This window comes from Nocardiopsis moroccensis, assembly GCF_055763695.1.
Genome location: NZ_CP199747.1, coordinates 408,011 through 420,593, shown reverse-complemented (window position 1 = coordinate 420,593; position 12,583 = coordinate 408,011). Strand labels below are relative to the sequence as shown.

Sequence of the window (12,583 nt, the reverse complement as noted above, 5' to 3'; positions counted from 1 at the left end):
GGGATACCGGGCCCGGCGTGGCCGGCCCCCGCCTCACCAGCGTCCGGTCCTGGCCTGGAGCACCGACAGGGCGGCCACCCCGGCGGTGGAGGTACGCAGAACCGACGGGCCCAGCAGGGACCGGACCGCCCCGGCCTCGTCGAAGGCGGCCAGTTCGGCGTCGGAGATCCCGCCCTCGGGGCCGACGACCAGGACGATCCCCGCCCCGTCGGCCGTCTCCGGGAGGGGCAGCTCGGACAGGCGCCGAGCGCCCTCCTCGTGCAGGACCACCGCCAGGTCGGCCTCGGCGAGCAGCGCGGCCACACCCTTGCGGTCCGCCGGTTCGGCGACCTCGGGCATCCGTGCGCGGCGGGCCTGTTTGGCCGCCTCCCGGGCGCTCGCCCGCCACTTGGCCAGGGCCTTGGCCCCCCGTTCGCCCCTCCACTGGGTGACACAGCGCTCGGCGGCCCAGGGGACGACGGCGTCGACCCCGGCCTCGGTCATCATCTCGACCGCGAGCTCGCCCCTGTCCCGTTTGGGCAGGGCCTGCACCACGGTGATCCGCGGCCTCGGCTCGGGTTCGCTCCGGCGCTGAAGGACACGGCACACGAGGGTGTCCCTGCCGACGACCTCGGCCACCTCGCAGCGCACACGCAGGCCGAGACCGTCGGACAGGTCGACGGTCTCGCCCGCCTGGATGCGCCGGACCGCCACGGCGTGGCGGCCCTCGGGGCCCGCCAGCCGGATCCGGTCACCCGCCAGCTCCGCGGTGTCGGCCAGGAAGACCGGCGGGGTCACTTGGCTCCGAAGGCATCACGGATCTTGGAGAAGAAACCGCCGTGCCCGGGGCTGAACCGGCCCGGGTTCTGGTCCTCTCCGCGCAGCTCCGCGAACTTGCGCAGCAGGGCCTCCTGCTCCTCGTCCAGCCTGCTCGGGGTCTCCACGTCCACACGGATGCGCAGGTCGCCCCGGCCACCGCCGTCGAGGTGGGTGACGCCCTTGCCCGGCAGCGTGATGACGTGGCCCGAGTTGGTGCCCGGACGCAGATCGATGTTCTCGGTGCCGTCGAGGGTGTCGAAGGAGAAGGATGCGCCGAGCGCCGCCGCCGTCATCGGCACGGTGATGGTGCAGTGCAGGTCATCGCCGCGGCGCTCGAAGGTCGAGTGGGCCTTCTGCACGACTTCGAGGATGATGTCGCCGCGCGGTCCGCCGTTGGGACCGACCTCGCCCTCGCCCGCGAGCTGGATGCGGGTGCCGTCGTCGACCCCGGCGGGGATCTTGACGGTGCGGGTGACCTTCTCGCGCACCCGGCCCTCGCCCGCGCAGTCGCCGCAGGGGTTGGTGATGACCGAGCCCTGGCCCGAGCACTGCGGGCAGGGGCGCGAGGTCATGACCTGCCCCAGGAAGGAACGCGTGACCTGGGACACCTCGCCCTGGCCGTGGCACATCTCGCAGGTGGTCCGGTGCGAACCGGCCGCCGTGCCCTCACCCTGGCAGGTCTCGCACAGGATGGCGGTCGGGAAGGTGATCTCCTTGCTGACGCCGAAGGCGGTCTCGACGAGGTCGAGTTCGATGCGGATCTTGATGCTGCGTCCGCGCCGAACCCTCTCCCGGGGCCCCCGGCCGCCGGGCTGACCACCGCCGAAGAAGGCGTTCATGATGTCGTCGAAGGCGAACCCGCCGGCGCCGCCGAACCCTCCGGCACCGCCTCCGCCTCCGCCGCCGGGGGCGAAGGGGTCGTGACCCATGTCGAACATCCGACGCTTGCTCTCGTCGGAGAGGACCTCGTAGGCCTGGGTCACCTCCTTGAAGCGATCCTGGGTGGCGGGGTCCGGGTTGATGTCCGGGTGGAGCTCGCGCGCGAGCCGCCGGTACGCCTTTTTGATCTCGTCCTTGGACGCGTCGCGACGCACCCCGAGAACCTGGTAATAGTCTCTGGCCACTGAGTTACTGTCCTGCCAAAATCTGTCCGACATACCGAGCCACCGCACGGACGGCGCCCATTGTCCCTGGGTAGTCCATACGGGTGGGTCCCACCACACCGATCTTGGCCAGCGACTGGTTTCCCACACCGTAGTCGGCCGACACGATGGAGGTGGACCGAAGGCCCTCGTGGAAGTTCTCCGCGCCGATCCGCACGGTGAGCATAGAGGGATCCTTCGCCTCACCCAGCAAACGGATGAGGACCATGTTCTCTTCCAGTGCTTCGAGCACGTCACGCAGGCTGGCTGCGAAGTCGACGGCCGCGAGGTTGGCGGTGCCCGCCAGGACGATCTTCTCCTCGCGGCGTTCGACGAGGCTCTCCAGCAGAACCGACAGGACCGCGACCGCGACCGGGCGGTCCTCCGGGGCCACCTGCGCGGGCAGGTCCTCCACCGCGTCCGGTACGTCGCCGAGGTGTTTTCCGGCGATGGCGCGGTTGAGCATGGCGCGCAGGTCGTCGACGACGCTCTCGCTGACCGATCCCAGCCCGTCGATGACGCGCTGTTCGACCCGTCCGGTGTTGGTGATGACGACCATCATGATGCGCTGGCCGCCGAGCGGTACGAGTTCCACGTGCTGGACCGAGGACCGGGTCAGCGACGGGTACTGGACGATCGCCACCTGCCGGGTGAGCTGCGCGAGCAGCCGTACCGTGCGGGCGACGATCTCGTCGAGGTCCACGGCACCACCGAGGAAGGACTCGATGGCACGCCGCTCGGCCGCCGAGAGCGGTTTGACCGAGGAGAGCCGGTCGACGAAGAGCCGGTACCCCTTGTCCGTGGGCACACGCCCCGCACTGGTGTGCGGCTGGGCGATGTACCCGTCCTCCTCCAGGGCGACCATGTCGTTGCGGATGGTCGCCGGGGAGACCCCGAGGGGGTGCCGGTCCGCCAGCGCCCGGGAACCCACCGGTTCGTTGGTGTTGACGAAGTCCTCTACGACGGCACGCAGGACCGCGAGCTTGCGCTCGTCCAGCAACTCGCCACCTCCTGGCACTCCAAGGTCTTTAGTGCTAATTCTATGCCCGACCGCAAACCCGTACTGCTACCCGTCGGTAGTAACGCGCCGGGGGCCGGTTCCTCTTCCCTGACGGGGCGGCGACGTGCGCCACCCGGCCACGGGGATTCGCACCCCTTCGCCAGTAGACTGCACCACCGTGGCTACCAAGGGAAACGGCCGCTACGGCCGCGACGTTCTGGCGGGAGACTGGCGACGTCCGAGGAAGGGCGCGGTACGCGAGATACCCCTCAGCCGCGACCTCGTCGTGGAGGACGCCGACGAGAGTTTCTGCGGGGCCGTGGTGTCCTGGGACAAGGCCGCGGTGACCCTGGAGGACCGGCGCGGCCGCCGCCGCGTGTTCGACCTGGGCCCGGCCGCCTTCCTGGTGGACGGGGAGCCGGTGACGCTGGTGCGCCCGGCCACCGCGCCCGGGGGGCCGCTGCGCAGCGCCTCCGGCTCGATCGCGGTGACCGGCGCGCGGGCGCGCACCGCCCGGGAGAGCCGGATCTACGTGGAGGGCGCGCACGACGCCGAACTGGTCGAAAAGGTCTGGGGCCACGACCTGCGCGTGGAGGGCGTGGCCGTCGAGTTCCTGGAGGGGGTCGACGACCTTCCCGCCGTGGTGGCGGAGTTCTCCCCGGGACCGGGGCGCCGGCTGGGGGTCCTGGTGGACCACCTGGTGCCGGGTTCCAAGGAGAGCCGGATCGCGGACCGGGTCCGGGGCGGGGACGTGCTCGTGGTCGGGCACCCCTTCGTGGACGTGTGGCAGGCGGTACGTCCGGGCGCGGTGGGGATCACGGCGTGGCCCGAGGTGCCGCGCGGCCTCCCCTGGAAGGAGGGGGTCGTGGACGCCCTCGGCTGGCGGATGGAGACGGGGGAGGCCTGGCGCCGGATCCTGGGTTCGGTCCGCGGCTACGGAGACCTCGAACCGTCGTTGCTGGGGCGGGTCGAGGAGCTCATCGACTTCGTCACGGGTCCCCACCCTCCGCAACACTAGGATTGGCCCCGCCGCTTCGTCTGCCGGGGCCTCGGACCAGTGTGGTCCGGCTCCGCCGGACAGCACCGGCCTACGGCCCTCCGCGGTCGTCGGTACGGCCCGGTGGACCGGGCAGCACAAGCACACGCCCATCAACAGCGGAGCCGAGGAAGAGCATGAGCGAGACCCCGCCCAATCCCCCGTCCCCTGACGACGGTCAGGGGCAGCAACCGCCGCAGGATCCGGGGCCGCAGCCCCAGCCGGGTTACGGTCAGCCGGGACAGCCCGCTCAGCCTCCGCAGCAGCCCTACGGCCGGCCCAGCGGCGCACAGCCCGGCTACGGCCAACAGCAGCCCGCCTACGGACAGCCCACCGGCGGCCAGCCGCCCTACGGGCAGCAGTACGCGCAGCAGCCCCAGCAGCCCTACGGCCAGCCGGGCTTCGGGCCGCAGCAGCCCGGCCAGCCCCCACAGCAGCCCTACGGCCGGTCCGGGGCCTACGGGCAGCCGCAGCCCCCGCAGACCGCCCGGGACGGAGGCAACGACGTCCTGGTCGCGATGCTGGCCCACCTGTCCGGTTTCGTCATCGCCTGCTTCGGCTGGCTCCCGCCGCTGGCGATCTACTTCGCCAAGCGCAACCAGTCCCCGTTCGTCCGCCACCACGCCTCCGAGGCGGCGAACTTCCAGATCACGATGCTGATCCCTTACGTGTTCGCTGGCGTGGTCTTCTTCGGCCTGGGTATCTTCTTCCCTAGCCTCTCCTGGATCGGTTACCTGCTCATCGCCCTCGTATGGATCCTTTCCATCGTCTTCGGCGTCATAGGAGCATCAGGAGCGAACAAGGGAACGTGGTACCGCTACCCGGCGAGTATCCGGCTCCTGAAGTAGAACCAAGTCCCCCAACACCGAGGAATCGTCATGTCCTATCCGAACAGTCCGAACCCGGAGGACCCCTACGGTCAGGGCGGCCAGCCCGGCCAGGGGCCGTCCGGCGGCTACCCGCCCCCGGCGGGCGGCCAGCCCGGCCAGTACGACTCCGGCCAGCAGCCCGGCGGCTACCCGCCGCCCCCGGGAGGCCCGCAGCAGGGCGGCTACGGGCAACCGCACCCCGGACAGCCCGGCGGCTACGGCGTTCCTCCCGGCCAGGGCGGCTACCCCGGCCAGCACGGCGGCTACGCGCCCGGCCCCGGTCTCGGCGACTCCTCCGCCGTCACGGGGCAGCCGAACCAGGACGAGCGGACGATGGGTCTGCTCAGCCACCTGAGCGGCATCCTCATCGGCTTCCTCGGCCCGCTGGTGCTGTACCTGATCAAGAAGGACGAGTCGCCGTTCGTGCGCGACCAGGCCGCGCAGGCGCTGAACTTCCAGCTCCTGCTGCTGATCGGCTACATCGTCTCGGTCGTGCTGTACATCGTGCTCATCGGCGCGCTCCTGCAGTTGGCGGTCTGGGTGTGCGCGGTCATCTTCGGCATCCTGGGTGCGGTCGCGGCCAACAAGGGCGAGTGGTACCGCTACCCGTTCAACGTCAGCTGGGTCAAGTAGGCCTCAGCGCGTGACAACGGAGGGGCCCGGCATGCTGCCGGGCCCCTTCGCCGTGTTCGGGGCCCTGGGCCGTGGCCCGGTGCTCAGGTGAGGTCGCGGACCACGGCGTCGGCGAGCAGGCGGCCGCGCCGGGTCAGCGCCGCGCGCCCTCCGGCGTGCGCCCCGGCGTCCAGGAGGCCCTCGCCGACCAGGCGTTCGGCGGCGGCGAGCCCTCGGGCGTCCAACAGGTCCAGCGGGCAGCCCCCGTCCACGCGCAGTTCCAGCAGGACGCGCTCGAACCGGCGCTCGGCCGCGGTGAGGACCTCGCGGGCCTGGGCCGGGCTGTCCCCGGCGGCCAGGCGGGCGGCGTAGGCGGCCGGGTGCTTGACGTTCCACCAGCGGGTCCCGCCGACGTGGCTGTGTGCGCCCGGTCCGACGCCCCACCAGTGACCACCGGTCCAGTAGAGCATGTTGTGCGCACTGCGGCCCTCGGGGCTGCGGGCCCAGTTGGACACCTCGTAGGGGGTGTATCCGGCCCCGGCGAGGGCCTCGTCGGCCATGAGGTAGCGGTCGGCCATGGTGTCGTCGTCGGGTTCGGTGAGCTCTCCCCGCCGGACGCGGGCCGCCAGCCGGGTGCCCTCCTCCACGATCAGGGAGTAGGCGGAGACGTGGTCGGGACCGGCCCCGATCGCGGCTTCCAGGGAGGCCGCCCAGTCCTCGTCGCTCTCCCCGGGGGTCCCGTAGATGAGGTCGAGGTTGACGTGCTCGAACCCCGCCCGGCGCGCCCACCTCACGCACTGTTCGGGGCGTCCCGGGGTGTGCCCGCGTTCCAGGATCCGCAGGACGTGGGGCTGCGCGCTCTGCATACCGAAGGACACCCTGGTGAATCCGACCGCGCGCAGGCGGGCCAGGTAGTCGGGGTCGACCGTCTCGGGGTTGGCCTCGGTGGTGAGCTCGGCGTCGGGTGTGAGGCCGAAGCGGTCGCGGATCTCGCCGACGATCCGGCCGAGGTCCTCGGGCGGGAGCAGTGTGGGCGTGCCGCCGCCGACGAAGACGGTGCCGACCCGGGGGCGGTCGCCGGTCAGGACCCGGTCGGCCAGCTCGACCTCGGCCGCCGCCTGGCCCGCGTAGGTCTCACGTGAGGCCGTGACGGTGCCGTCCCGGGAGACGAGTTCGTCGGCGGTGTAGGTGTTGAAGTCGCAGTAGCCGCAGCGGGTGACGCAGAAGGGCACGTGGACGTAGAACCCGAGCGGCCGCTCCCCGAGCTGGGCGAGCGAGGGTTCGGGGAGGTCCCCGGTCCGGGGCACGGGTTCACCGTCAAGGGCTACGGATGGCATGCCTCCAGTGTCACCGACCCGACGGCGTGCCCCGGCCCGGGCCGTGGTCAGAGTCCGGGGGTGGCGTTCTGGGGGTCGCGGCGCAGGGGGGCGTCCACCCGGGCCTCGGGGGCGGGTTCGGGGACCGGGGAGGCCGGGGCGGCGGCTGTGGAGCCGCGGACGACCAGCTCGGGGTCGAAGACGTACTCGGCGTGCGAGACGGGGTGTCCGGCGATCTCGTCGCACAGGGCGCGCACGGCGGCCATGGCCATCGCGTTCACGGGCTGGCGGACGGTGGTCAGGGGCGGGTCGGTGAAGGCGATCAGCTGGGAGTCGTCGTAGCCGACCACGGAGAAGTCCTGCGGGACGCGCAGGCCGCGCTGGCGGGCGGCGCGGATGGCGCCCAGGGCCATGATGTCGGAGCCGCAGACCATGGCGGTGACGCCGCGTTCGATGAGGCGGCTCGCAGCGGCGTGGCCGCCCTCGACACCGAACAGGGAGAGTTCCACGAGTCCGTCGCCGTCGAGGCCGTGCTCGTCCAGGGCCTGGTGGAAACCCTGGAGCTTGCGGCGGACCGGCACGTAGCGTTCGGGGCCGCTGGTGAATCCGATACGGGTGTGGCCGAGGGCGACCAGGTGGTTGACGGCCAGGCGTCCGGCCTCGCGGTCGTCGGCGGAGATGAACGCCGCGGGGATGGAGTCGGCGTAGCCGTTGACCAGAACGATCGGCAGGCGGCGGGAGACCAGGGCCTGGTAGCGCTCGTGTGAGGCCGTGGTGTCGGCGTGTTTGCCGGAGACGAACATGATGCCGGAGACGTTGCGCTCCAGGAGCAGTTCGACGTACTCGTCCTCCGATATCCCGCCCGGGGTCTGGGTGCACAGCACCGGGGTGTACCCGCGCTGGGCCAGGGCGCCCTCGGCCGCCTGGGCGAACATCGGGAAGACCGGGTTCTCCAGTTCGGGGATCACCATGCCGACCAGGCCGGCGGAGCGTTGCCGCAGCCTGGCGGGGCGTTCGTATCCGAGCACGTCGAGCGCGGTCAGGACGGCCTTGCGGGTGTCGCTGCCGACGCCGGGCTTGTCGTTGAGCACTCGCGAGACCGTCGCCTCGCTGACGCCTGCGTGCCGCGCGATGTCGGCAAGTCGTGGACCCATGTGGGCAACTCTAGTCGAGATTACCGTCACAGGGATGAAAGTTGGCGGTAATCTTGCGCAAGAACTTGCAGACGCGACAGGGAAGGACCCCCGCAGATGAAGCACCAGTCGCACTGGTGGCGCGAGGCCGCCATCTACCAGATCTACGTGCGCAGCTTCGCCGACTCCAACGGGGACGGGGAGGGCGATCTGGCGGGGATCCGCGAGCGCCTCCCCCACCTCGCGGAGCTCGGCGTGGACGCGATCTGGCTGACGCCCTTCTACGTCTCGCCGCTCGCCGACGGCGGTTACGACGTCGCCGACTACCGTGACGTCGACCCGCGCTTCGGCACCCTGGAGGACTTCGACGCCCTCCTCGCCGCCGCCCACGACCTGGGCATCCGCATGATCATCGACGTGGTCCCCAACCACTCCTCCTCCGCGCACCGCTGGTTCCGCGAGGCCGTGGCCGCCGAGCCCGGCAGCGCCGCCCGCGCGCGCTACGTCTTCCGGGACGGCCGGGGCCCGGACGGCGACGAGCCGCCCAACAACTGGCAGTCGATCTTCGGCGGTCCGGCCTGGACCCGCCTCAAGACCGAGGACGGCACCCCCGAACAGTGGTACCTGCACCTGTTCGACGCCGAGCAGCCCGACTTCGACTGGAGCAACCAGGAGGTGCACGACGAGTTCGACGACGTCCTGCGCTTCTGGCTGGACCGGGGCGTGGACGGGTTCCGGATCGACGTCGCGCACGGCATGGTCAAGGACCCGGCCCTGCCGGACATCGACGAGGGCGCCAAGGCCGACCTGCTCGACGGCAGCACCTCGCTGCCCTACTTCGACCAGGAGGGCGTACACGAGATCTACCGTCGCTGGTCGCGCATCGCCGCCTCCTACCCGGGCGAGCGGACCCTGGTCGCCGAGGCCTGGGTGGAGGACGCCGAACGGGTGGCCCGCTACCTGCGCCCGGACGAGCTGCACCAGGCGTTCAACTTCGAGTACCTCACCGCGCCGTGGGACGCCGGACGCCTGCGCGAGGTGATCGACGGCTCCCTGGCCGCCAACGGCGCCGTGGGCGCGACCACCACGTGGGTGCTGTCCAACCACGACGTCACCCGGCACGTCACCCGTTTCGGCGGCGGCGAGCAGGGGCTGCGCCGGGCCCGCGCGGCCACCCTGCTGATGCTGGGCCTGCCCGGCTCGGTCTACCTGTACCAGGGCGAGGAGCTGGGCCTGCCGGAGGTCACCGACCTGCCCGAGGAGTCCCTCCAGGACCCCACCTGGGAACGTTCGGGCCGTACCGAGCGGGGCCGCGACGGCTGCCGCGTCCCGCTGCCGTGGGAGGGCCGAAGCGCCCCCTTCGGCTTCGGCCCGGAGGGCACCGAGCCGTGGCTGCCGGTCCCCGGGTACTGGGCCGACCTGTCCCGCGCGGCCCAGCGCGGGGTGCGGGGCTCGACGCTGGACCTGTACACCACCGCGCTCGGCCTGCGCCGCGAGCTGGACGCCCTGGGCGACGGGTCGATGAGCTGGCTGGACTCCCCGGAGGGGGTTCTGTACTTCGAGCGTGAGCCGGGCGTGCGGGTCGCGGTGAACATGACCGAGGCAGCGGTCGAACTGCCCGCGTCCGGGGAGGTGCTGGTCTCCAGCGGCCCCGGCGCCGAACTGACCGGGGGGACGCTGTCCCTGCCCGCCGAGACCTCGGTGTGGCTGCGCGTGTGACGTAGGGGCCGTTCCCCGCGCGGGTGCCGGACCGGTCTGCTTCGCGTCCGGCACCCGCCCGCTCCCGCCACGGACCAACGCGCCGTGGCCGGCCGTACGAACCACCACTCCCCCACCCATCCGCGGGGCACCTCCCCGCCCGGCGACCCCGGGCCCCGCCAGTCACCCCTGGAGACCAACCATGAGGTCACTTCTCCCCCTGTGCTCAGTGGGGCTGGTGCTCGCACTGACCGCCTGCTCGACCACCGAGACAACCGACGACTACTCCTCCGTTCCGCTGACCATATGGGCCGACGAGGAGCGCGCCCAGGCCATGCGCACCTTTGCCGAGGCGTTCGCCCGCGACGTCAACCGGCGGGTGGAGGTGATCGTGGTCGACCACGACGAACTGCGGGCCAGCTTCCTGAGCGCGCACTCCACCGGCCTGGGCCCGGACCTGCTCGTGGGGCCGCACGACTGGACCGGCGAACTGGCGTCGGCCGGAGCCATCGTCCCGGTGGGGCTGGAGGAGGACGACGCAGAACTGTTCTCCCCCGGAGCCCTGGCGGCGGTCAGCTACGACGGCCGGGTCCACGGGGTGCCCTACGCCACCGAGAACCTGGCGCTGCTGCGCAACACGGACCTGGTTCCGCAGGCACCGGACTCGTTGGAGGCCATGGTGGCGACCGGCACGGAGCTGGTGGACTCTGGCACCGTGGACCGGGCGCTGAGCCTCCAGGTGGGCGAGGAGGGCGACGCTTACCACATCCATCCGCTCTTCACCTCGGCCGGCGGCTACCTGTTCGGCGAGGACTCCTCGGGCGACCCCGACCCCACGGACCTGGGGGTGGCCGCCCCGGAGTCGATCGCCGCCTTCGAGCTGCTGGCGGAGCTGGGGGAGGACGGTTCGGGGGTGCTGAGCCGGTCCACCGACGCGACCAACGCGACCTCCCTGTTCGCCTCCGGTGCCGCCCCGTTCCTGGTGAGCGGTCCGTGGAGCGTGGCCGCGGTCCAGGAGGCGGGTCTGCCGTTCGCGGTGGATCCGGTGCCCTCCTTCGCCGAGGGGGACCCGGCCCGGCCGCTGATCGGTGTGCAGTCGTTCTTCGTGGCCTCCGGGGCCAGTGATCCGGATCTGGCCGAGAAGCTGGCCCAGGTGTTCCTGGACGACCCCGAACTGTCGGTGATTCTGTACGAGGCCGACCCGCGTGTGCCCGCGCTGGACGAGGCCCTGGAGATGCTCGCCGAGCAGGACCCGAACCTGGAGGCCTTCCAGCGTGCGGGCGAGGGCGGCCTGCCGATGCCCGCGATTCCCGAGATGGAGGCGGTGTGGAGCCCGTTCTCGCAGGCCAGCGCGGATATCATCGGTGGCGCTGAGCCCGCCGAGGCGCTGGCCGAGGCCGAGCGGCTCATCATCGAGGGCTTCGACGAATAGGGGCCCCGGGGCCCGACCCGGCCCGCCCGTGGCCCGGATGTGCCTCTCTCGACCCGGCCCCAGAACGTGAGCGCGCAGGCGCACCTCCTCACACAGAGCAACCACCGAGACACCTTCGGACAACCATCACCCTTCTGTTTCCGGGGTGTTTCCACATCTTTATCCACAGCGACTGCAAAGCCTTTCAAAGCTTGCAAGTTATTGCTAACGTCACATCACCGAGCATGCCCATAACGGACCCGGTTCCTCCGGTGAACCGCATGCACGACCTCCGACAGTCCTCCCGGAAGGAAGCCACCATGAGATCCCGCAGCGCGTCAGCGGTCGCCGGTATCGCCGCGATCGCACTTATGGCGACAGCGTGCAGCAACGACGGTTCGGACGGAGGCGACGAGGGCGCCGCGCAGAGCACGCTCGTCATCTGGTCCGACCCCGAGCGCGCCGAGGCCATCCAGAGCGCGGCCGCCGAGTTCGCCGAGGCCAACGACATCGAGGTGGACGTCCAGAACGTCTCCTTCGACGACATCCAGGGCGACGTGGTCAACGCCCACCAGGCCGGCAACGCCCCGGACATCTTCATCGGTGCGCACGACTGGACCGGCAACCTCATGCGCAACGGTGCCGTCCAGCCCATCGAGCTCCCCTCGGACCGTGCGGACGCGATCGACCCGACCGCCCTCGAAGCGGTGTCGCTGGAGGGCCAGCTCCTGGGTGTCCCCTACACCCAGGAGAACATCTTCCTGATGCGCAACACCGAGCTTGCGCCCGACGCCCCCGAGACCTTCGAGGAGCTCGTCGAGGTCGGCACCCGGCTCAAGGACGACGGTGAGGTCGACGAGGTCCTGGCCATGGCCGTGGGCCAGGAGGGCGACCCCTACCGGATGAACGCCCTGATGTCCTCCGCGGGCGGCTACCTCTTCGGCCAGGACGAGAACGGCGACTGGAACCCCGACGACCTCGGGGTCGGCACCGACGAGACCATCGCGGCCATGGAGAAGATCGCCGAGTACGGCGAGGAGGGCGAGGGCGTGCTGCGCCGCTCCATCGAACTCGAGAACGAGGCCTCGCTCTTCTTCGAGGGCGACGCCCCCTTCTTCGTCGCCGGTCCCTGGACCATCGGTGACGCCAACGCCTCCGACATCGACTACGAGATCAGCGCCATCCCCGGCTTCGAGGGCATGGACCCGGCCTCCCCCTACATCGGCTACCAGGCCTTCTTCGTCACCGAGGGCAGCGCCAACAGCGCCCTCGCCGAGGAGTTCGTGGTCAACCACGTCACCGACTCCGACTTCGTCCTGAGCCTGTACGAGGCCGACCCCCGCACCCCGGTGCAGACCGAGGCCCTGGAGAGCGTCTCCGCCGACGACCCCAACATCGCCGTGATGGCCGAGACCGGGGAGAACGGCGTCCCGATGCCGAACATCCCCGAGATGGGTGAGACCTGGGAACCGCTGGGCATCGCCCAGGCCCAGATCATCGGCGGCGCGGACGCCCGTGAGGCGCTGGAGACCGCCCACGACACCATCGCCGAGCGGATCGGCCAGTAG

11 protein-coding genes are annotated in these 12,583 nt (G+C 71.3%); 6 read left to right on the top strand and 5 right to left on the bottom strand.

Features of this window, described 5'->3' with window-relative positions:
- Nucleotides 1–33 precede the first annotated feature (33 nt).
- From ACUKCB_RS01680 to hrcA, 3 genes are read right to left on the bottom strand one after another with little or no spacing between them, the layout of a single operon-like run.
- On the bottom strand, nt 34–777 hold the full coding sequence (locus tag ACUKCB_RS01680) for a 16S rRNA (uracil(1498)-N(3))-methyltransferase (RefSeq protein ID WP_473038689.1): 744 nt from the start codon (nt 775–777) through the stop codon (nt 34–36).
- The gene (gene dnaJ / locus ACUKCB_RS01675; RefSeq protein ID WP_473038688.1) at nt 774–1,922 is read right to left on the bottom strand and encodes a molecular chaperone DnaJ; all 1,149 of its coding nucleotides are present in this window, start codon (nt 1,920–1,922) and stop codon (nt 774–776) included. The genes ACUKCB_RS01680 and dnaJ overlap by 4 nt, the downstream gene beginning before the upstream one ends.
- A 4-nt stretch (nt 1,923–1,926) precedes the next feature.
- The gene (gene hrcA, locus ACUKCB_RS01670; protein ID WP_452542139.1) at nt 1,927–2,940 is read right to left on the bottom strand and encodes a heat-inducible transcriptional repressor HrcA; all 1,014 of its coding nucleotides are present in this window, start codon (nt 2,938–2,940) and stop codon (nt 1,927–1,929) included.
- 178 nt (nt 2,941–3,118) lie between these two features.
- Between hrcA and ACUKCB_RS01665 the strand changes: the two genes are divergently transcribed.
- The 3 genes from ACUKCB_RS01665 to ACUKCB_RS01655 all read left to right on the top strand — a co-directional run bounded on the left by ACUKCB_RS01665 (nt 3,119) and on the right by ACUKCB_RS01655 (nt 5,478).
- Nucleotides 3,119–3,958, top strand: a complete 840-nt coding sequence (locus ACUKCB_RS01665) for a DUF3097 domain-containing protein (RefSeq protein WP_473038687.1) — start codon at nt 3,119–3,121, stop codon at nt 3,956–3,958.
- A 536-nt stretch (nt 3,959–4,494) separates the two neighbouring features.
- Nucleotides 4,495–4,824, top strand: a complete 330-nt coding sequence (locus tag ACUKCB_RS01660; protein WP_473040883.1) for a DUF4870 domain-containing protein — start codon at nt 4,495–4,497, stop codon at nt 4,822–4,824.
- A 30-nt stretch (nt 4,825–4,854) separates the two neighbouring features.
- Nucleotides 4,855–5,478, top strand: coding sequence for a DUF4870 domain-containing protein (locus tag ACUKCB_RS01655; protein WP_473038686.1), 624 nt, complete (start codon nt 4,855–4,857; stop codon nt 5,476–5,478).
- Between the two features lie 83 nt (nt 5,479–5,561).
- Here the strand turns inward: ACUKCB_RS01655 and hemW are convergent, their stop codons facing one another.
- Both hemW and ACUKCB_RS01645 read right to left on the bottom strand, forming a co-directional pair.
- The gene (hemW, locus tag ACUKCB_RS01650) at nt 5,562–6,794 is read right to left on the bottom strand and encodes a radical SAM family heme chaperone HemW (RefSeq protein WP_473038685.1); all 1,233 of its coding nucleotides are present in this window, start codon (nt 6,792–6,794) and stop codon (nt 5,562–5,564) included.
- A gap of 47 nt (nt 6,795–6,841) precedes the next feature.
- Nucleotides 6,842–7,927 (bottom strand): LacI family DNA-binding transcriptional regulator, encoded by a 1,086-nt coding sequence (locus ACUKCB_RS01645; RefSeq protein ID WP_473038684.1) that lies wholly within the window; start codon nt 7,925–7,927, stop codon nt 6,842–6,844.
- 96 nt (nt 7,928–8,023) lie between these two features.
- Between ACUKCB_RS01645 and ACUKCB_RS01640 the strand changes: the two genes are divergently transcribed.
- The 3 genes from ACUKCB_RS01640 (at nt 8,024) to ACUKCB_RS01630 (ending at nt 12,583) form a co-directional block, all read left to right on the top strand.
- Nucleotides 8,024–9,625 carry a glycoside hydrolase family 13 protein gene (locus tag ACUKCB_RS01640; RefSeq protein ID WP_473038683.1) on the top strand — a complete coding sequence of 534 codons (1,602 nt, stop codon included), beginning with the start codon at nt 8,024–8,026 and terminating at the stop codon, nt 9,623–9,625.
- 181 nt (nt 9,626–9,806) lie between these two features.
- Nucleotides 9,807–11,036 carry a sugar ABC transporter substrate-binding protein gene (locus ACUKCB_RS01635; protein ID WP_473038682.1) on the top strand — a complete coding sequence of 410 codons (1,230 nt, stop codon included), beginning with the start codon at nt 9,807–9,809 and terminating at the stop codon, nt 11,034–11,036.
- A 299-nt stretch (nt 11,037–11,335) separates the two neighbouring features.
- Nucleotides 11,336–12,583 carry a sugar ABC transporter substrate-binding protein gene (locus ACUKCB_RS01630; protein WP_473038681.1) on the top strand — a complete coding sequence of 416 codons (1,248 nt, stop codon included), beginning with the start codon at nt 11,336–11,338 and terminating at the stop codon, nt 12,581–12,583.